Below are 21,365 nucleotides of genomic sequence, written 5' to 3'. Positions count from 1 at the left end.
CAGTTATTTGACTAAATGTTTATAAGATGTGTAGTCGATGCCGTTCTTTTCCAGGAAGGTAACCAGAAAGCGGTTATCGCGCCGTGGTGTGGCTATAATATAGCCTTTGATGCAGTGCTCGCGGGTTACCTCCGGAGCGTTGCTCTCCACAGCAATTCTGCCGATCTCGGCAGCAATGGAATGTTTGGCGATGTCGCGGAAGGGGCCGGGTACCGGCTGAACCAGCTGGTCCAGAAAAGCCTTCATCTCGTCGCTCCATAGTGGACGGCTGCGTTCTACCCAGTAATTCTGCCAGTCCAGCTTGGACTTGCCGTCAGCCTTGGGCAGTACCTTAAGAAATTTGCGGAACATAAAATAGCCGCCGATGCACATACAGCCCAGCAGTAAAAAGGTCCAAAATGCGATGGAATTCATAAACCAGTTGCTCGGAGCTGCAGATAACAAGCTTGAGGGTGAATGAAAATGCATGTATACACCGCCTTTGACAATGATGATTGTCACTTTCCTTTTACTCATCTAAAGTATAGCGTATTTCCAAAGTTTTGCGAAGCGGAAGCAGCCTTCTGGGGCTTGCCTAGATTTATTTTCCCGATCACGGTAGAATAAGGGTTAATTCGTGAAGGAAAGAGGGAAATAGGCATGCTGAAAATAGGTTCACATGTGTCCTGCGCGGACAAGGGTCTCCTGAGCGCGGCCAATGAAGCAAATGAGTACGGATCTACCTCGTTTATGATATATACGGGAGCGCCGCAGAATACGCGCCGTAAGCCAATTGAATCGATGTTCCCTGAGGAAGGGAAGCTGGCTATGGCGCAGAATGGCGTCGAAGAGATTGTGGTTCACGCCCCATACATTATTAACCTGGGCTCCTACAAGGAAAGCACCTACCAGCTGGCAGTTGATTTCCTGCAGGAGGAGATCCGCCGTACCCATGCGCTCGGTGTTAAGCATATCGTCCTGCATCCGGGTGCATTCACTGACAAGGATGCCGAATACGGCATTCAGCGTATTGCAGACGGACTAAATGAAGTGCTGGGCGGTACGAATGAGACGGAAGTGCATATTGCTCTGGAAACAATGGCCGGCAAGGGAACAGAGGTCGGACGCAGCTTCGAGGAGATTGCTTCCATTATCGATAAGGTCGTACATAATGAGCGGTTGTCCATTTGTCTTGACACCTGTCACATTCATGATGCCGGATACGATATTGTGGGCGATCTGGATGGCGTGCTGAAGAAATTCGATGATACCATCGGCCTGGGACGGCTCGGCGTTATCCACATTAATGACAGCAAGAATCCGCGGGGAGCGGGCAAAGACCGTCATACTCCGATCGGCTCGGGCTATATTGGTTTTGAGACGATCAACAATGTCGTACATCATGAAGCGCTGGCAGGTCTGCCGTTCATTCTGGAGACCCCGTGGATTGGCAAGGATGCCAAGAAGCTTCGTCCAATGTATGAAGTGGAAATTGCTCTGCTGCGCGGCAATGTGGCTGAACGTTTCGGAGCGGAGTTCCTGCAGGAGCTGGAAGAGCTGCATGCTTTTTTTGCCAAACAGGAGCTGGACTCCCGCCGCTATGTGCTTGATGTATGGGAATTGCTGAAGAATGATGCCAAAGCCAAAAAAGCCGATCCCCGTGAACCGCTGGAACGGCTCTATGACAATGTAATTGCCGCCGGATTATTCCCTCAGCTTAGTGAGGAAGCTGTCAACCAGCGGCTGATCGCCTGGCTGGCAGGCAAGCAGCTGCTCGTGAACGCTTAATCCAACAACAGATTGCGCAAGCAGATGAGAGGATGGACGGAGAAATATGGAGTTACATGTGAAAAGAGATCATTCATCAGGCGGACAATATCCGGACCGGGCGCGTATGCTCATTTCCTGTCCGGACGGGCCGGGAATCGTAGCGGCAGTGTCGCATTTCTTGTACCAGCATGGTGCAAACATTGTGCAGTCGGATCAATATACGATGGACCCGGACGGCGGAATGTTTTTTATGAGAGTGGAGTTTGACCTGCCTAAGCTGGATGAACGGCTGGAAGAGGTGCGTACGATTTTTGGCGGCGTTGCCGAGCGCTTCAAGATGAACTGGCAGATCTTCAATGTAAGCCACAAGAAGCGGCTGGCGATCTTTGTATCCAAAGAGGATCACTGTCTGGTGGAGCTGCTCTGGCAGTGGCAGGCCGGTGATCTGGATGCGGATATTGCTCTCGTGGTCAGCAACCATACGGACATGCAGGCTTATGTCGAATCCTTCGGTATTCCATTCCATCATATTCCGGTAACGGCAGATACGAAGGAAGCAGCCGAGAAACGTCAGCTTGAGGTGATTGGTGATGATATCGATGTGATCATTCTGGCCCGGTATATGCAGATTATCTCGCCTTCGTTCATCGAGCATTACCGGCACCGGATTATCAATATCCACCATTCGTTCCTGCCGGCATTCGTCGGCGGCAAGCCGTACGCCCAGGCGTATCAGCGCGGGGTCAAGATTATCGGCGCTACTGCCCACTATGTGACTGAAGAGCTGGACGGCGGTCCGATTATCGAGCAGGACGTGCAGCGGGTCAGCCATAGCGATGATGTGAACGAGCTTAAGCGCATCGGACGCACCATTGAACGGGTAGTTCTGGCCCGTGCGGTGAAATGGCATATTGAGGACAGAATCCTCGTGCATCATAATAAAACAGTAGTTTTTAATTAAGCAGCGAAGCATTCCAGTTAACCTTTACAACCACCCCGGTAAAAGTCAGGAATCACACGGAACGCGGATGTTCATAACATCCTTCCGGCCTGATTTTTACCGGAAACATCTTCAGCCGGGAGCTTCTCCCGCAGCCTCAAGCTATACAACAACCTCACAGTAATAATCTAATACACTTCTCACCACTATAGGTAAAAAAGCATTTTACCGGCATTTTGGATCTTAAGCCAAAGTGTATTTTGTTATGTGCAGATTTCACATTCAAAGGGGGTAAAGGGCTTGTCATCGCAACGCGGACATTTATTAAAACGCAATTACATCTTTGCCTTTCTCATCCTGACCACCGGCTTCGGCGGACTGCTTGGCTATGATCTCTATTTCAAACCCTATGTACTCTCTCAGACTGTCGTCAAAATCAAGGTGGATGGCGGAGGCTTTTTACCGAAAAATTATGAGCTGAAGCCCGGAGATCTCTATCTGGATTCCGTGCAGACCAAAGACATTCCGGCTGGTGTTATCCGAAGCCTAAATCAGGTGGAACGGAAGATTACGAATGTGAATCTGACGGATGGCAGTATTCTGACCGAATCACTGATTGATGTGAGCAATCTGGAGCCGCAGCAGGATGAGGGGATATTTCCTATACCCAAAGAGGCGATCTATGCCATTAACGGTTCTCTCCGCAGCAGAGATAAGGTGGATATTTATCTGGTAGAAGGGGATTCGCCGGTTAAGGACCGGACAGGCTATAGCCCGGCAGCCGGGGCAGCAGATGCTTCCGCAGGCGTGAAGGTTTCAGGACCGGCATCTGCGGTGGATGAGGAAATTCAGCCGGCGCTTCCCGGCCGCAAAGTATTTCTCAGCGGAGTAACCGTGAATTATGTGCGCACTGAAGACAACAATGATGTGCTGGATTCGGAGAATGGCAACAACAATAACCGCTTCACCTCGACCGGGAAAGTAGCTACGCCGGAGCTGAAGCTGAAGAAGAGCGACGGGGAGCTGCTGGGGGCATTTTTGGAACAGGGCAAGAAGCTGTGGATCGTAAGAGTGGAGTAGGAGAGTGGAGCAGACAGGAGGAAAGATGAGCTTGAAAATATTCAGTCTGGGTATGGATCAGCTGACCATTAATGAAATAAAGCTTGCCGGATTTACGGTCATCGCCCAAAGCGTGCTGCCTGAGCCGGCGCAGGCCGGAGGACATCTGCTGATGGTGACAAGTGAGCAGGTACCGGTATCCGGACTCAGCGGGCTGCGCCGGAGTTATGCGGATTCCAACATTTTGTATGTATATCTGCAAAAAGGAGTGAGGGGGTATCAGGCCATTCATATGCAATGTGAGAGCCTGGGGATTTTCTTCATGCCTCCGCGTTCCACCTCATCAGCGATCATCGATAAGCTGCGCTACATGCTTGAGGATGAGCAGGCAGAGCGGGGAAATCTGATCGGATTCTTCGGGTCCGGGCCGGGCATTGGCTGTACAAGTGCAGCTAAGCTATTCGCCAGACGGATTGCGGCTTCGGGGCTGCGGGTGATCGTGCTGGGTCTTGATCTGTACGATCCGGGTTATGACCGTAAGACAGCAGTCAGTCTGGACAGGCTGCGGCCGCGGATTACCGGCAAAATGCTTCACGATGAGGACTTTGCCGGGTTTGTGAAACAGGAAGGATATTCGTATCTGCCGGGCAACTTCGATTATTTAAGCGCTCAGGACTATCAGGAGGAGGAGATCGAGTATTTGCTGGCCAGAGCAAGTGACAATGCCGATGTAGTGGTGGCTGATTTCGGGTCCATTCCGGAAAGTGCCGCCTGGTATGTGGGTATGCAGAAATCCGTGCTGCGGATGATTGTAACGCATCCCCGTCATGAATACAGGCTGCAGCCTCTGATGGAGCTGGCCGGGCATATGGATCTGCATCCGCAGGATTTCCAGTGGATCATTAACCGCAGCAATGTAGAAGAGCTGACCTCCTCCAAGAATCTGGCGCTGCGCTTTGGCAGTGAGATCCTGCTGGAGCTTCCGTATTACCAGCCTTTCCTGGAGAGCCTGCCGCTCGGCAAAAAAGAACTTCAGCATGTAGACGATAAGGTTCATGCATTGTTGGTTTCACTGGGTCTGGCCTTGGAAGTCCGAAAGAAGGGAATATTTCAATGATTGAATATCCGGATGAAGCTTGGCCGCTGAAGCAGGGGCGAATTCCATCAAGATGGACTCCGCTAGACCCTGAGCATGGAAGACGGCAGGAAGAGGAGGACGGGAGCGGACAGGCACTGCCTGGATTAGCGAAGGAGACAGAGGACATACGGCTTTTCTCACTGAAGCCGAGCGTGCTCCGTACCAGTAAACCCGGCAAGGAAGACTTCTACGGCTTTCTGCAAAAAATGAAAAGTGAAATGAACGCCGGACTGGAGCGTGAGGATGACAGCTATTTCGAGCTAAATGCCAAGGCGTTGATTGGTGATCCGCAGGCAGTCAGCTTTTTCATGAACGAGATCGAGAAATATTTGCGCCGTACCCCGTTTACGGGCAAGGTGCCGGAGGCTTACCGTACAGCCGCTGAAGCGCTGTTTCATGAATGGAAAGGGTTCGGACCTGCGTACCGCTGGTTTACGGACCGGGATTATAGTGAATCAACCGGTCTGCAGATGATCGGACGGCAAATTTTCTATAACCACCAGGGCAGGTTTGTAGCTTATCCGTATGAGATGCCTTCGCTGGATCGTGTAGAGCAGCTCAAGCGATCCCTTTTGAAAAGCGATCCCAACAAAAAGCTGAACAAGGATAACCCTTCGGTGGAATTCAAAATGGACGATCCCCTCTGGCCGGGCCGGTTCATCCGGTTAGCCATCTGGGTGTCGCCACGGGTCTGGGAAGGCTTCACCACCATATCGCTGCGCCGCCAGGTCGTCGAATTCCTGGATCTGGATGATCAGGCCGGCACAGAATGCATCCCTGCGGAAGCGATTGAACTGATCCGTGCGCTTACGGGTACTTTCCGTAATACGATTATCGCGGGTGCCGTAGGCTCGGGCAAAACCACTTTTGCCAATACAATTGTCGGTGAGCAGCTGCTCGGTTCCTCCTCCTGTATGGGAGTGGTGATGATTGAGAAGCATCCGGAGTCAATTCTGCCGTATCAGATCAAGGGCCACCGGATCATTCCGATCCAGGCATCGAATGAGGAGCTGATGGAGGTCGGTGTGGAGTCGCTGCGGCATGACCCGAACATTCTCTATATGACGGAGATGCGTTATAACGAATGGGAATTCTATCTGTGGAGCGGCGAGAAGGGCTATGACGGCATTACCGGAACCTTTCATACGGTGGATTCGGAGGATATTCCTTACCAGGGTGCATTTGCCGTATCTACACGGATTGGCGGCAGCCTGAAGGGGCATTTAATCTCAGCGCTGAAATCCTGTGAGCTGGTATTTATTCTGGAAAGTGTGCCCGATGGGAAGAAACGGCTCGCGCGGATATCCGAGGTTTTTTATGAGGAAGCCAGCAACTCGGTATTCGCTAATGATCTGATGCGCTGGGAGCCGGAGCAGTCGGCCTGGAGCTACAATGACAAGCTGACGCCGGGACTAATGCTGAAGATGAAGAAGAAGAATGCACGGGCCACGCGGATTATGCTGCAGGAGCTTGGACATCTCGCTGCCCAGAAACCGATGGTGGACCCGCTGAAGGAAAGCTTGAAATCCAGGATTGTTTTGAACGAATGAGGGGGGGGGAGCCTGTGGCGCTGCTGTACTATATCATCCAGTTTGTCTTTCATTTACTGGCCGCGGGCGGATTGTGGCTATTGGTGAAGCCGCTTATTGAGCGGCATTTATCGCAGTGGGGACAAAAGATGGATTTCCGGATGAACCTGAGGATGAGTCTGTTCGGCAAAAGGGTAAGCATGATTAATAAAAGAATGTGGCTATACCGCCATCTGGATGATTTGCTGTATTTTGCCCATAAGAGGTATGAGCCGGGAATCAGTGTTATGCGTTTTGTCACCCGTTCAGGCATGCTGTTCACGGGGGTTTTTCTATCGGGTCTGCTGACTCTGCGGGAGCTGCCGGGACATATGAGCTTTAATAATCCTTTCCTGGAGGGGATTGTGATAAATGACAGTACAGCTGTGCAGGACGCTTGGCGGCTCCCGCTGTTTCTGGCAGTTCTCTCGGCAAGCATTCCATATTTACGGATGAGGTATACCTATGCTCAGAGGAAAGTGCGGGGGAGCTACGATCTGCTCGATGTGATCAAAATCGCCACCAAATTCACTCATTTATCTGCGGATTCCATTTTGTCGAGAACCAGTGATTTGCTGGCCGGGGATAATGTGCTGAAGACTCCCTTGAAGCTTCTTGGAGCGGCGTTTGCCAATTACAGTAATGAACGGGAGCTGAATGAGGAGGCGGGACGTTTTGCCGGAGCGATCGGAACAACCTTTGCCGTAGAATTCGTATCGGATCTGCTCTATTGCGAGAAGGAAGGCACGCGTTATCTCAAAAGCTCGCTCATGATGCTTAACCGCTCCATGGAGCAGCAACGGGAGACGATTCTGACGGTCAAAGCAAGCAGCAGGGATGCGATTAGCCTGGGACTGTACGGAAATCTGGTTGTGCTGGTTTCTTCGGTTGGAACATTTATGTACATGCTGAAGCCCGACGTCTATTTCAAACTGCAGTTTGAGACTACCGTTGGTCTTACATTTATGATGGTCATCATTGCGGGAATGTTCATCTCGTTCATGATCAGTACCATCCTCGCCAGGCCCAAGCTGGACTACCACTAAGGTGATGAATAATGGATAGATTACTACTTTTGATAGCCGTAACAGGTATTGTGTATCTCGCTCTATTGGTTTTTGTCAGCAGCAGCAGCCGTCAGGAACGTTATGTGCTCCGTCTCGGCGTGAAATGGAAGGCCTTCGGGGAACGGGTGCAGAATGAACGGCTGCAGCACTTGCTTAATCAGAGCGGTCTGTCTATATCAGCAGCCAAAATCACAATGTTCCGGTACTCGGTGGCTCTGATTTATCTGCTGGTTCAGACGGCAGGTGACTTCGTACGTTCAGAGCCTTTATCTATTTATGATCCGCTTATTGCTGCGCTTATTCTGCTGATTACCAGTCCGCAGCGGGTTCTGCCCCTTGGCTGGCTGCTGGTCTGGCTGCATCAGAAGACACTTATTCAAAAAGACGGGGAGCTGATTTCCTTCATCCGTCTCTATGAGAATAACCGGCTGCGTAAGCGCGGGTATGTGGAGTTTGGCGCTTTTTGTGCAGGGACAGCCAGTCACTTCAATTATATCCGTCAGGATCTATATGAGCTCTCGGAAAGGGCGGTAGATGAGGGAACCGAACGTGCGATTGAATGGTTTTGCGGCAAATTTCCAGAGAACCACGCTTTCATTAATGATATCCGTTCGATTCTGCTGGCGACAGAGGGCATGGATGATGATCATGAAGCAGCGAATTATTTAAGGGAGCAGGGCAAGATTATCACCAAAATATCGAGCGACCAATATCTGAAGAAATGGTCCTTCATCGGCGATGTATCGACCATCATTAATGTAATTCCGTCTATCGCTACCTTCCTGATGATTGTATGTCTGGCTATGCAGTACATTATGCTGATTAAGGGCAATTTTAGCGGTGTGGGGATGTTTCAATGAGTGAATTTTTGTATATTCAAACAGCACTTAAAAATATAAAATAAAAAGGGAGATATTAACAATGAAAAAGGACGCTATTTCTACTGGTTTATTTATCGCTATCGGATTTCTGTGTGTGGCTATCGTAATCGCAATTCTGATTCCTGTCGTACGGGACGTAATTGACGATGCAGATGATAACAGACCGGTCATTCCGGCGGTTAGCCTGGTTGAGCCGTCAGGCTCGGGGGAAGCAGCCGTAACGTATACCATCGTTCCTCCTTTGGTTTAACGGAGATGAAGAAGGACTCGATTTCCGTCGCACTTTTTCTGGCTATTGGCTTTGTGATTGCGGGCATTTTTATCGCCGGGGCAACAAGCATTATCGGCGGCAGCCAGGATGATATCATTACCCATGTCAAAGCAGTTGAACAGTATTAAAAGGAGGCGCTGCGCTTGAAGGCAACCGTCCTCCGGGCATTGTTTATGTGGCTGGTGCTGTTCATTATCCTGCAGCCGATTTTTACGTATATTGATTATCTGCTGGATTTGCAGGTCAAAGCCAACACATCCTATATCACGCAAAAGGCTGCAACCGAAGGAATGGTTACAGCCTCTATGAGAGGCGAGGTCATCTCGAACCTGAAGGCTGTCGGTTTTCCGGAGAGCTCTATTGAAATTACTAGCAGTACGGAAATGATTCTTGAGCGCAAGCAGCGGATAGATGTGTATGTAACAGCGCCAAGGGTAAATCTGTTTCCCTACAATTTCTCCGGCGTCTCCCAGCCGACACGTTATTATGGGCACGGATCGATCATGAGTGAATATCTCGATTAACTAAGGGATGAAGCTGACCAATGGATTATATTATTAAGCTGGCGTTTGTCCTGCTGATCTTTATTTACTCCTGGTTTTTTCAAATTCAGAATCAGGAGTGGGACATCATGCGCAGTATGCTCAAGGATGCCAACAATATGGCGGTTCACGATGCATCACAGGAGTTGAACGAAGCAGCGCGGGCACAAGGTAGGTTGATTATTGACCCATCTGCGGCGTATGAGACCTTCCGCCAAACGCTGCAAAGTAATCTGGGACTGGACGACGGCTTATCCCCCTTAGCGGGGAGCCGGCTCCAGGCTCAAGTGAAGATCGTCAAGTTCGACATTGTGGATGAAGCGACGGGTAATACATTTCCCATGCTCTATGAAGACCCTGCTTACGGCATCACCAAATACATACAGGGCCCTTCGGTCATCGCAGTTATTGAAACAGAGCATCCGGCCCTGATCTCCAGAAACAAAGTACAAGAAGCAATTACTGTGCCGGCGGTTCAAGAATATAAGCTGAATCATTAGCCATATGAGCTTCGGCGGGTTCTGATCCAACTACTACAATTAAGGGAGAGTACGATTATGAAAAAGACGATGCTCAGCAAAACAATGATGGGGAGAACAGCTGTAAAAGTTTTACTGGCAACAACATTGTTAGCCGGTGTAATTGTAGGTCAAGTTGGGCCTGCCAGTGCAACAGCTGCAAAACCGACGGCGGCTCCGATTATGAGGGATAATCTTTCGAAATATGGGTTGGTGAAGGATGTAGAGCTTCCGGTAACAGTTGAGGCTGGGGGACTTAGTTATACGCTGGAGAAGATTATGATTTATGATATTAACTCTAAAGACGCAATCAATTTGAGAAAAACATATAAATATGGTGAAGAATCATCGCTTATTTCAAAGCCTACCTATTTTGTTTGGACAAAGATAACAATAAAAAATAATAGCAAAAAAATAGTGAGTAATGATAAGAACGGAGAATACTGGGTATTGAGCTTTAAAGGATTGGTATCAGTTGATCCTGTAAGAAATTGGTCACGCATTAAAAAGCCAAATGATAAAATGGCTCTTAATAGTTTTATTCTTAAGCCAGGGGAACAATTATCAACATATCAAGCTTATATGTATGGCAACACTGCTTTCGATCATTTTGCTATTCGTTTGTACTTCGATGGTCAATTCAGCGAAAAATTCGTAGTGGAAGAACTGTAAGGAGGAAGTATGAGAAAATTTAGTTGTTTGATTTTGATTATTATTTTACTGGCAGCAAGCTTTCCGAATGATTATGCTCAAGCTGCGAATGGCACTAAAGCAAGTTCTGTCGCTGTTCCCATCACTACAGGTTTAGTAGGATCAGATAACAGTGCAAAAAGTTTTTACTTGGATTTGCCTAGCGGAGTTACCAGCTCTGCAATCTTACAAAATACACTTAAATATACTGGTAATAATCAGACCATTGGAAGTATTACTATAGAGAATGGAAAAATAAAAGTTACTTTAAAAGGTACGGAAAATAAAAAAGTTCTTGAAAAAGTTAAAGGGTATAGGGCTTCTTTTGAAGCAATGTACAAGACTGAAATCTACAATTCAATATGGCTGTATTCAGATGGAAGACGTTGGCAAATTAATGAATATGATGAACGTAATGATCGAATGAAGACAAAAGATGTAACAGCTACCGATGGTTATCCATCACAAAATCCTCCATCTATAGTAGTAACAGCTGGTCCTTTACAAGATCAGCTGTATCTCAAATGGTATAACGGTTCAAAAACAGAAGATATTGATTCAAAAGATATTGTTGCATCGTCTATAAAACCAATATTACTCGAACATTCTTCATATACTAAGGGGTTACCAACATTTAAGAATGGAAGAGTAATTATAAACTATTTTATCCCCAATAGTACTCCATGGAAATCAGAACCGGATGACGGACTTTCAGGAAAAGCAGAAGGTCGGAGATATTTTGCACTGGTTACTTATTATTACGAAGCTAATGCCAACGTCACCACCTACAGCTACGGCGGCCTAGTCACCTTCGACTACGGCCTCCCCGATGAAGCAACCCTAACCGGTGCAGCAATTCTTGAAAAGCCCTCACCCAATCCGGCAAAATTTGAGGATAAAGACGTGCCGGTACAAATTAACCTAAAAGGGGAGCTGTTGGCATATAAAGATTCGTCTAACATCGAGGAATGGGTGTTTTATGCCAAAGAAAAAGGCAATGAGAGCACACTGAAAACGCTAAAGGATTATTCTAAAACCCTTACGTCCTCAAAGAAAATAGATTTTACGATTCAAAAGTCAAAAGTGAAGGCACCTAGTATCACACAGGAATACGAATTAAGTATAGTCGTGAGGTTCAAGAAACCCGTTGTAACCAAAACGGGAACCATCACTTCATTGAAGGAGTCCTACACCGTGAAAGCCGGAGTGTATACAACTCCAACTCCTCCAGGCGGGGATTTTCCAGGACCAACTTCTCCTCCGAATCCTCCGCGAGAGCTGAAGCCGCCGATTGCCCTTATCTCAGCACCAAAGACGATTAAGGCAGGACAAGAATTTGAAGCCAGCGGCGCAGGCTCCTACGATCCGGATGGCTTTATCAAAAGCTATTATTGGGACACGCCGAATGCTATAGGAGAATTGACAGATCGGCCGCGGGGGACCCTTTGGTACGATAAAGAGCACTTAGGTGAGCAGTCGCTGGCACTCACGGTTTTGGATGATGATTCAATGGCCGGGAGCACCAGTACTGAAATTACGGTCATTGAGCCGGTCCCGAATGCATCTATTTACGCTGAAGGAACCTTAAAACAGAACCGGAAGGTCATTATCCGCAGTTATAGCAGCAGCCCTACACATTACCCGTTGGTAGATTCTAAAACTAAAATCACCATCACTGCCGTTTCTGGCTGTACCAACGCAGACATTAAATACAGCGGGTCGCTGAATGACGTGCCAAGTAAAGATGTACTGTTTAAAAAGCCCGGCAGATATAAAGCAACAATCTATGTCGAGAATACCCTGGGGCTGTCTGCGAATAGCGAAGTGTCGTTTGATATTGTACCGGATGAGAAGCCCTTTGCTTACTTCACACTTCCTGGCTCTGCGTATCGTAACCCTGCAGATGGCAATCAGGCGACGATCTCTATCGATGACATGTCCTATTCTCCGGATAAGGATATTGTGGCCCGGAGGCTATGGGAATATCGCTACGATTCGAATAACAACGGGAATTTTGCAGATGAGAGCTGGGTCATCTTTAGTAACGAGAATTTAGATCATCTCAATTTTAAAGTGCGGGATGTTGGGCAGTACCAGGTAAGGCTCACCGTATTTGAAGAATTTGGTCAGCCCACGATTGATGAATTTGTTACCCAGGATGATCGCCAATCGAACAACTCAGACATCACACAGAATGCTATTGAACGAATCTTTAAGGTTAAAAATCAGGCACCAGATGTGGATTGGTCATGGTAGAAAGGAAAGAATATGCAGAAATTTAACAAGGTACTCTCAATATTCATGGCTGCTGTGTTATTGCTTCTAACCTGTCCTGAAGCTTTTCCGGGAAAGGTGCGGGTAGCTGCTGCGGGTGATCCCAATGTAATTAACTATATCGACATACATGTAGAGGCATTTAGCGATACTAGGTATTGGGAACCATATATGGGGGAAATCGGAGATGTAACTCTTGATATGCCAAGTCTTACTCTAAAAAATGTCCGATTTGACCTAACAACTCTTAACTTTGAATATGACGTCGTTCTGGATTCACCAATTATAATGAAATCGTCAAATAAGGATTGGTATTCTGACTACTGGAGAACTAGATTTGTGAGCATTTCCACAAGTTTTAGTTCGCCAACAAAGAGCGCTACAGTTAATTATAGGGAATGGTTAGTAAATGAGTTCCCGGCTACTCAAACATTTAATACATTGAGTCTATCAGGACCACCTACGAGTCAGGTGAGTGTACCATGGGATCGGGAACTTCCTACCAAGTTAGATATTGTGGTCTGGGCAAGAGATAGTCATTGGTATAACACTCCCATGAATGGTTGGGCGAATGCCGCCCAACGTTATTTTTACGATGTGCCGTTAATTATCAATTCAGCTCCAAGTCTAACCGTAACGACTCCGAGCGAACAGCAGCTCATTAACGAGCCGGGCTTCAGCGGGATGAACATTGAAGGATATGTACACGATGTGGACAATAACGATGTGGTGGTCAGTGCGGAGATCCCGAATGTTTTCTACAAGAAAGTAACCATTCCGCAGGCATTATATAATAAACCATTTTCCATACCCATAGACGTTTTGGCAGACGGGATACCTCCTGGACGGCATACGATCACTGTCAAAGTCGTAGATCCATACAACTTCAAAGACGAGAGGACACTATATGTAAATGTGTCCTATAGGTTAAGGAATAAGTCTTTTATCTTAATCAATACACCTGTAGACATCACGACATCCTATACAGATTATGAAGGGGACCCGAAGTATCAAGACAGGTACCGGTATGATCACGATCCGAACTTTTTTGACAATTCGATGGGGATCATTGGTGACAGTGGTCTATGGCGGAATTCCCAGTATCAGTCATTCCCCTACAGCGGGGTGTATGTGGCCACCTTCCAGGCTCGAGATAATCCAAAAAGTGATGATCGGTTCGATGATTACCGGCTATGGAGCCGCGATAATTTATCATCCATGACGTTTCACGTACACCGCAAGCCGATTGCTCTGTTTAGTGCGAAGCTAACGGGGGGATGGCTCCAAATCACAGATAGCTCCTACGATCTTGATCATATTAAGGCGTATAACAAGGGCTTGATGGATTGGCAATGGCAGTATAAAATAACCGAATCTGAAATGTGGATGGACGGGCAACCGCCTGCGCAGCTGCCGACATCTGATCAATATGATATCCGGCTGCGGGTGCGTGATGTGGACGGAGAAAATGGAGCAGGAGTTTGGAGTGACTGGTGTGTGCGTACTGTTGGCAATGGGGGGAATCTCCCACCGGTTGCACTCTTTACGGTAGATCCCAACATTGTATCCTATCGTAAGTCTACGACGGTCACAGACAAGTCCTTTGATCCGGATAATGATCCGCTTGATGTGTATAGCTGGACGGTGGTTAAGGACGGCTGGCAGCAGGTATGGAGTCATTGGGGCGGGGCAACTACACCTCCGAATATTGCCGCCTACGGAGTGGGGACTTACCAGTTAACCTTACAGGTCCATGATAATCGGGGGCTTTGGTCAGAACCCTACAGCCAAACCGTGCAGGTCATGAATCATCCACCTGCAGCTGCATTCTATATGCCATCTGAAGTGTACCGGGATACGGTAATTCCGCTGGAAAATTTGACGCCCGATCCGGACGAGGATGGGGACAGACTGAGTTATGGCTGGAACGCACGGATCAATAACTCAGGCTATTATTATACCAGCGGTAATCGGAGTCCAGTGATAACGATCCGTGATTTAATTTCAAACTACGGGATATCACAGCAGCAGGCCATCTCTGATGGGTGGGAAATGCGGCTTACAGCATCGGATGGATTGCTGAGTTCGAATGCCACTCGGTTGTTTACGGTCAAGAATCATGTTCCAACGGCAGGAATCAATGGACCAGCGGTTGTATACCAATATGACAACAAAACCTACTATGGTGTGGATACGGATGAAGACTCGTCGGATGCAAGCAGCTTACAATACTACTGGAAGGTTACCAGCAGCGATGGAACCACAACAATGTACCGCACAGCCAATATAAATATAGATTTCCCGGACACAGGGTCCTACACCCTGGAACATTGGGTAGTGGATCAAATCGGTGCAAAGTCAAACGTGGCTAAGCTAAAGATTGATGTCATTGAAAACCAGGCTCCAGCTATCACGCTTACGGCTCCGGCAGGTACGGTTACAAATCCGACTGTTCTGGATGCAGAGCTGCAGGGCGATCCTCTCATTGGGTGGAACTACAGTGATCCGGAGAACGATCCGCAGGAGAAATACCGGCTGGAGTTCTTCGCGTCAGACGGGCAGTTGGCCAAAACAGTCGAGAATACAGATTCTACCGGCGGATTGCGTCAGTATCAGGTGCTTAATCCCACCTTTGAACGGTTCGCGATCTTCAGCCTATACGCCCGGGCTTATTCAAAAGGCTCCTGGTCGGAAGTCTCCAATGAAAAAGCCTTCATCATCGATAATCCGCCGCATGCCGGTTTTACCCTGATCACGGATACGGGCCGCAATGCAGCAGCGGTACCCATTTACCGGACGGATGTACTGCAGATCACTGGCACTGCAACAGATGCGGATATCCCGAAGGGCGACAGTATTAAATATCAATATTTCCTTAAGCCTTCAAGCGGGAACGAAGGGTTGGCCAGCATACAGGAGAGCTTCACCAAGCAATTCACGTCAAACGGAACCTTCGCGCTGCGGCAAGTCGTCACGGACAGTCTGGGACTATACCGGGAGCTGTCGCAGAATATCACGGTCGTGAACCGGATTCCGGCTGTGAATATTATTTATCCAACCAGCACCAGCCCATCCAGTCCAACCATTGTCAGTACACTCACCCCTGTGATTCAGTGGGATTATCAGGATGAAGACGGCGATGTGCAGCAACGCTTCAAAGTACGTATTATTAATCTGGCAAGCGGGGCGGTAAAGGCCCAGTCCGGTGAACAGGTATCCGGCGCTAAGCAGTGGAAGGTTCCTTCCGGCATGCTTGCTGAGAATGAGAAATATGCTGTGGAAGTTGAGGGGTATGACGGGTTCGGCTGGAGCAGTGTGTCTCCGCGCAAATATATGATGGTCAATCTGCTCAGCATTAAGGGGGCTGTCCAGCACACAGAGGAGTGGAACAGCAACCGTCAGGCTTACAATTTGAATAAAAGCGGGAATGCGGAGAGTCCGCGGGGGTATACTGTTTATTGGGCGGGTGAGAAATTCGTGCTGCAGGGCACGGCAACCGGATTGCCGGATACCGTTCAGGTTACAATGAGCGGAGGGTATACAGCGCAGCTGAGTCCGACCGGAAGTGACAAGACCAAGTGGACAGGCGAATTGGCAGACCCGTCGTTTGAACAGCTGCCGGATGGTCCGGTTACGTTCACTTTTACCGCGACTAATGAATTCACCACCAAAGTCGATTCAGTTACGGTAACCATTCTGGGGGATTGGTCAGAATATTATCAGAGTCATCGCGTAAAATAACGGAACTTAGTCACTCAGCTACCGGTATCTTATTCTTATCTGTTCATATCACGCAGCATCCTACGGGCGGAGGGAGATCGTTCAGACGATCCCCTCAGTCCGTTCTTCGTTTAAGCGGAGCATTCGTGCGGCAACCGCCCCCGGAACGGGTGAACTGGTGGTATGTAAGCTGGATGTGAGGAGAGCCACACGATTATTACGGCGCATATAATAGGAAAGTTTGCCGCTGAATATCTTGTGGGCACACAGGGACGAGGCGAAATCCTCCGGAGTTACGAAGCAGGAGGGCTTGGCCACCGGATGCACGGCCGTTTCTTCAAATACAGAGGCTACAAATTGTGAGCAGAAAAAAGCATCCTCCCTGTCGATCCGGATATTCAGCAGCACACCCACCAGGCCGAGCAGATGATATTTATAGCGCTCCTGATTCTGCATCATACCTTGGACATGGTTGTACATGGTGTCATACTCTTCGGCACTGACTCTAAGCTGATAGATGGCACAGTCTGCACTGCTGTAGAACGGATGGATAAAGTTCTCATGGATCAGTCCGGCGATAAACGGATTGTGCACTCTTTTTCTCCCGAAGCTGTAGACCTCGCGCAGTTCACTGTCAAAGGCGATCGAAGCATGATTCAGCTCTGCTTTGGTGAACCATTTAATAATTCCGCTGAAGGCCGTACCCGTTCCGGTAAGCACAACATAGATATCTCTATTTGCAGTCATCTTCGAAATCCCTTTCTGCTGGAAGTAATGGATAATCCGGTAAAAAATATTGCTGAGGTACTTCCATCTTACTGTATAAATCAGCTTTGTAAAACAAACTTTAGTCTTAGATAGAAACTAGACTTAAGGCTAAGTTCCTCCATCCCAGTATTGCATCCTCCCCAACCCTTCCGAAACTCTGCGAAGCTGGTGGTAGAGTGCATAGACCTGGCAGAAGCCGCTAACTATAAGCTGTAGCAAAAACAATTGGAAATGCTTCCACTTACGTGATACAATAATAGTCAAAATGACATTCTTGATTTGAGGAGGATTATTTTAATGACTGAACAAGCAAAAAAAGATCAAGCCATTCATAAAGAAGAAAACTCGACGGTGGACAACCTGGCCATCACTACGATCCGTACACTTGCTATTGATGCGATTGAAAAAGCGAATTCCGGACATCCCGGCATGCCAATGGGTTCCGCACCCATGGGATACCAGCTGTTCGCCAAGACGATGAATCATAACCCGGATCACCCGACTTGGGTAAACCGTGACCGTTTTGTATTGTCCGCCGGACATGGCTCCATGCTGCTCTACAGCCTGCTCCACCTGAGCGGCTATGATCTGCCAATGGAAGAATTGAAGCAGTTCCGCCAATGGGGCAGCTTGACACCGGGACATCCGGAGTTCGGCCACACTGCAGGTGTAGACGCGACAACCGGTCCGCTTGGACAAGGTATCGGTATGGCTGTAGGTATGGCGATGGCTGAAGCGCAGCTGGGTGCTACTTACAATAAAGACGAACATAATGTAATCGACCATTATACGTATGCGATCTGTGGCGATGGCGACTTGATGGAAGGGATCTCTTCCGAGTCCGCTTCGCTTGCCGGCCATTTGAAGCTGGGCAAACTGATTGTAATGTATGATTCCAATGATATTTCCCTCGACGGCAAGCTGAACCTCGCGTTCTCCGAGAATGTGGCCAAACGTTTCGAAGCTTACGGCTGGCAGGTTCTGCGCGTAGAAGACGGCAACGATCTTCCTGCACTCGGTAAGGCTCTTGCTGAAGCTCAAGCAGACAGCAGCAAACCAACATTGATCGAAGTGAAGACCGTTATCGGCTACGGCAGCCCGAACAAACAAGGTAAAGGCGGCCATGGTGGTACTCACGGCTCCCCGTTGGGTGCTGATGAAGCGAAGCTTACGAAGGACTTCTACAAGTGGGTATATGAAGAAGATTTCTTTGTTCCGGACGAAGTACGCGCCAGCTTTGCAGAAGTGAAAGCCAAAGGGATCGCAGCTAACAAAGCATGGGATGAGAAATTTGCAGCTTACAAACAAGCTTACCCTGAGCTTGCTGCACAGCTCGAAACTGCACTGAACGGTGAGCTTCCAGCAGGCTGGGATGCCAATCTTCCATTCTACAAAGCAGAAGACAAAGCAGTATCCACCCGTGTCGCTTCCGGTAATGCGCTGAACGGTTTGACTGCCGGTATCCCGCAGCTGGTCGGAGGTTCTGCTGACCTTGAGAGCTCGACAATGACTCACTTGAACGGTCTGTCCCAGTTCACTTCTGAATCGTATGACGGCCGCAATATCTATTTCGGCGTCCGCGAATTCGGTATGGCTGCGGCTATGAACGGGATTGCACTGCACAGCGGGCTCAAAGTATTCGGCGGTACGTTCTTCGTATTCACAGATTACCTGCGCCCGGCTGTCCGTCTGGCTTCCATCATGAAGCTGCCGGTAACCTACGTGCTTACACATGACAGTATCGCTGTCGGTGAAGACGGTCCTACCCATGAGCCGATTGAACAGCTTGCGTCCCTGCGTATCATTCCAGGCCTTACCGTGCTTCGTCCGGCTGACGGCAACGAAACTTCGGCAGCTTGGGCTTATGCTATGGAGAACACAGCCAATCCGGTAGCGCTGGTACTGACCCGTCAGAACCTGCCGATCCTGCCGGGAACTGTGGACGGCGTTCGCGAGAACATCAAACGCGGCGGCTATGTAGTTTCTGATTCCAAGAATGGTACCCCGCAGGCACAGATCATTGCTACAGGCTCTGAAGTACAGCTGGCTGTTAAGGCTCAGGCTGCTCTTGCCGAAGAAGGCATTGATGTCCGTGTAATCAGCTTGCCGAGCTGGGATCTGTTCGAGAAACAGGACAAGGCTTACCGTGATTCCGTAATTCTGCCTGAAGTGAAAGCCCGTCTGGCGATTGAAATGGCGCAAACCTTCGGCTGGGAACGTTATACAGGCGATCAAGGCGACATCCTGGGTATCACTACCTTCGGCGCTTCCGCCCCTGGCGACACAGTAATCAGAGAGTATGGCTTCACCGTGGAAAATGTAGTCAGCCGCGTGAAAGCCCTGCTATAATAGACGGATTAACCATAAAGGGGAGAATAAGCATATGAGTCAGTTTACGGGCGCGACAATTCAAAAAGCAGCGAATATCTATTACGACGGAAAAGTTACCAGCCGTACAGTTACTTTAGAGAACGGTACTAAGGTGACACTCGGTATTATGCTGCCTGGAGTGTATGAATTCGGCACAGAAGGTCCAGAGACGATGGAAATCCTCTCCGGCAATCTTAAAGTACTGCTTCCCGGTACTGACGTGTGGAAAGACATCGACGGAACAGAAACGTTCCATGTTCCCGGCAACTCCAAGTTTGCGCTGGAAGTCTTCGCATTAACTGATTATTGCTGTTCTTACCCGATTGTGTAATTTAAAAGTATAGAAATGTAGAAATCCTCCGGGAGCTTTAGGCTGCCGGGGGATTTCTTTGTGTGCAGATAATGATTGAAATGGCGCGGGTCATGTCATAGACTGCCTATAGTTCAAGGTGATTTTGTTAAAATTCCGCCCAGAATACAACATTCTCCTCATTGAATCGGCCCAAATCCAAGTTACACAACGTTATAAGTGAGGTATTGGCGTATTCGGCTAGTCCCATATCAATTGAGGTAAATGAGGAGAGTGTTGCCATATAACCGGAAATTTGTTACCATTACATAAGAACGTATGTTTGTTGTTGTTGAGCTCTCAGAGGTGCAGAGAAGTGGGATTTTTAGGCTGCAATCGGATAATTACATAAGCTGTAACTAGGGAGAACGAACCTAAGAGAGGGCGAGCCCTGCACTTAGTGTATTTTAAATTTGCAGCTAAAAGGCGCAGCCTGAAATCCGGCTGCGCCTGCAGGAATTGTTGATTGAGTATGGTTTATTATTTCTGGTCAGCCTTGCCGCCGATCTTCTGGCCGATCCAGTCTTCGTAAGATTTCACCACAGCAGACAGGTCTTCATCCCCGTAGCCGTGATTGAAGCCCGCCTGGAACATACTCTTGGCGACACCAAGCATAGGCGAAGGTACGCCGGTAGAATCGCTGAGCGAGGATGCCAGCTTGAGATCCTTGAGCATCAGAGCAAGGGAGAACTGGTTGCTGAAATCATTATCAATAATCTTCTGTCCCTTCAGCTCAGCCTGCTTGCTGCCTGCCGATCCGTTCTTCACCAGCTCGAGGAACTTGTCTGCGGGAACACCTGATTTCACGGCGATGGAGAAGCCTTCGGCGAGGGCGACATTATGAATGCCGACCATGGCATTGTGAGCGAGCTTGGCTACGGCACCGCTGCCGTTAGCACCCATATGCAGCAGCAGTCTGCCCATGGAGTCGAAGATATCACGGTGCTCTTCAATCACTGCGGCGCTGCCGCCAACCATGAAGACGAGGGTGCCTTCGATGGCTGCAGGTTTGCTTCCCGTTACCGGAGCATCGAGGAAGCTGCCGCCCCGTTCTTCCACGGCTACGGCAATTTCCTTCGCGAGGCCTGGCGAGATGGTGCTGGAATCCACAACGGTGGTTCCCGGCTGAAGGGTAGCCAGAATACCGTTATCACCGTAGAATACTTCCCGGATCGAATCATCATTGCTGATCATGGTGATAATAACATTCTTGCCTTCTGCCGCAGCTTGCGGAGATGCAGCAACCTTCGCGCCTTCCTGCTCCAGAGGTCTGCATTTCTCTGCTGTGCGGTTGTACACCGTAACCTCAAAGCCGCTGCGCAGCAGGTTAGACGCCATAGGCGCTCCCATCGTTCCGAGTCCGATAAAGCCGATCTGTTTCATTTCATTTCCACCTTTGCTCTTTGAGATCATAATATAGAAACTAAGTTTGTCTACATTCTATCAGAAGGTCCTGGCATG

19 protein-coding genes are annotated in these 21,365 nt (G+C 48.7%); 16 read left to right on the top strand and 3 right to left on the bottom strand.

The annotated features are described in order from the left end of the window. Positions 1–3: 3 nt before the first annotated feature. On the bottom strand, positions 4–468 hold the full coding sequence (locus NYE33_RS33420) for a DUF2621 family protein (protein WP_340948989.1): 465 nt from the start codon (positions 466–468) through the stop codon (positions 4–6). Between the two features lie 171 nt (positions 469–639). On the opposite strand from NYE33_RS33420, the gene NYE33_RS33415 reads away from it, so the two are divergent. The 14 genes from NYE33_RS33415 (at position 640) to NYE33_RS33350 (ending at position 16,438) form a co-directional block, all read left to right on the top strand. Next, positions 640–1,767 (top strand): deoxyribonuclease IV, encoded by a 1,128-nt coding sequence (locus tag NYE33_RS33415; protein ID WP_042134329.1) that lies wholly within the window; start codon positions 640–642, stop codon positions 1,765–1,767. Positions 1,768–1,813: 46 nt separating this feature from the next. After that, positions 1,814–2,710, top strand: a complete 897-nt coding sequence (gene purU, locus NYE33_RS33410) for a formyltetrahydrofolate deformylase (protein WP_042134331.1) — start codon at positions 1,814–1,816, stop codon at positions 2,708–2,710. Between the two features lie 279 nt (positions 2,711–2,989). Further along, entirely contained in the window at positions 2,990–3,769 is a 780-nt protein-coding gene (locus NYE33_RS33405; protein ID WP_042134333.1) for a hypothetical protein, read from the top strand. 31 nt (positions 3,770–3,800) lie between these two features. Continuing rightward, positions 3,801–4,865 carry a hypothetical protein gene (locus tag NYE33_RS33400; RefSeq protein WP_156118552.1) on the top strand — a complete coding sequence of 355 codons (1,065 nt, stop codon included), beginning with the start codon at positions 3,801–3,803 and terminating at the stop codon, positions 4,863–4,865. Further along, positions 4,862–6,436 (top strand): ATPase, T2SS/T4P/T4SS family, encoded by a 1,575-nt coding sequence (locus NYE33_RS33395; protein ID WP_341069559.1) that lies wholly within the window; start codon positions 4,862–4,864, stop codon positions 6,434–6,436. The genes NYE33_RS33400 and NYE33_RS33395 overlap by 4 nt, the downstream gene beginning before the upstream one ends. A 14-nt stretch (positions 6,437–6,450) precedes the next feature. After that, a complete protein-coding gene (locus tag NYE33_RS33390) occupies positions 6,451–7,500 on the top strand; it encodes a hypothetical protein (RefSeq protein WP_341069556.1) in 1,050 nt (349 codons plus the stop codon). 11 nt (positions 7,501–7,511) lie between these two features. Further along, positions 7,512–8,381, top strand: coding sequence for a hypothetical protein (locus NYE33_RS33385; RefSeq protein WP_341069554.1), 870 nt, complete (start codon positions 7,512–7,514; stop codon positions 8,379–8,381). Between the two features lie 61 nt (positions 8,382–8,442). Further along, positions 8,443–8,652 carry a hypothetical protein gene (locus NYE33_RS33380; RefSeq protein ID WP_042134342.1) on the top strand — a complete coding sequence of 70 codons (210 nt, stop codon included), beginning with the start codon at positions 8,443–8,445 and terminating at the stop codon, positions 8,650–8,652. 5 nt (positions 8,653–8,657) lie between these two features. Continuing rightward, positions 8,658–8,801, top strand: a complete 144-nt coding sequence (locus NYE33_RS33375) for a hypothetical protein (protein ID WP_156118554.1) — start codon at positions 8,658–8,660, stop codon at positions 8,799–8,801. A gap of 15 nt (positions 8,802–8,816) precedes the next feature. Next, the gene (locus NYE33_RS33370) at positions 8,817–9,197 is read left to right on the top strand and encodes a hypothetical protein (protein ID WP_039296416.1); all 381 of its coding nucleotides are present in this window, start codon (positions 8,817–8,819) and stop codon (positions 9,195–9,197) included. A gap of 20 nt (positions 9,198–9,217) precedes the next feature. Then, the gene (locus tag NYE33_RS33365) at positions 9,218–9,715 is read left to right on the top strand and encodes a hypothetical protein (RefSeq protein ID WP_042134344.1); all 498 of its coding nucleotides are present in this window, start codon (positions 9,218–9,220) and stop codon (positions 9,713–9,715) included. 57 nt (positions 9,716–9,772) lie between these two features. Beyond that, a complete protein-coding gene (locus NYE33_RS33360; RefSeq protein WP_340947537.1) occupies positions 9,773–10,405 on the top strand; it encodes a hypothetical protein in 633 nt (210 codons plus the stop codon). 9 nt (positions 10,406–10,414) lie between these two features. Beyond that, positions 10,415–12,679 carry a hypothetical protein gene (locus NYE33_RS33355; protein WP_340947536.1) on the top strand — a complete coding sequence of 755 codons (2,265 nt, stop codon included), beginning with the start codon at positions 10,415–10,417 and terminating at the stop codon, positions 12,677–12,679. 573 nt (positions 12,680–13,252) lie between these two features. After that, complete coding sequence (locus NYE33_RS33350; protein ID WP_341069552.1) at positions 13,253–16,438, top strand: hypothetical protein; 3,186 nt, start codon at positions 13,253–13,255, stop codon at positions 16,436–16,438. A gap of 81 nt (positions 16,439–16,519) precedes the next feature. On the opposite strand, the gene NYE33_RS33345 is transcribed toward NYE33_RS33350, so the two are convergent. Beyond that, entirely contained in the window at positions 16,520–17,164 is a 645-nt protein-coding gene (locus NYE33_RS33345; RefSeq protein WP_042134351.1) for a hypothetical protein, read from the bottom strand. A 318-nt stretch (positions 17,165–17,482) separates the two neighbouring features. On the opposite strand from NYE33_RS33345, the gene tkt reads away from it, so the two are divergent. Next, positions 17,483–19,534, top strand: coding sequence for a transketolase (gene tkt / locus NYE33_RS33340; RefSeq protein ID WP_076242388.1), 2,052 nt, complete (start codon positions 17,483–17,485; stop codon positions 19,532–19,534). A gap of 34 nt (positions 19,535–19,568) precedes the next feature. Further along, complete coding sequence (gene ppnP, locus NYE33_RS33335) at positions 19,569–19,886, top strand: pyrimidine/purine nucleoside phosphorylase (protein ID WP_039296439.1); 318 nt, start codon at positions 19,569–19,571, stop codon at positions 19,884–19,886. 498 nt (positions 19,887–20,384) lie between these two features. Here the strand turns inward: ppnP and NYE33_RS33330 are convergent, their stop codons facing one another. Beyond that, positions 20,385–21,287 carry an NAD(P)-dependent oxidoreductase gene (locus NYE33_RS33330; protein WP_076242389.1) on the bottom strand — a complete coding sequence of 301 codons (903 nt, stop codon included), beginning with the start codon at positions 21,285–21,287 and terminating at the stop codon, positions 20,385–20,387. Positions 21,288–21,365 lie beyond the last annotated feature (78 nt).

The sequence above is a fragment of the Paenibacillus sp. FSL R10-2199 genome (assembly GCF_038000235.1).
GTDB lineage: Bacteria > Bacillota > Bacilli > Paenibacillales > Paenibacillaceae > Paenibacillus_AQ > Paenibacillus_AQ phytohabitans.
This window is presented reverse-complemented; position numbering and strand designations above follow the sequence as displayed.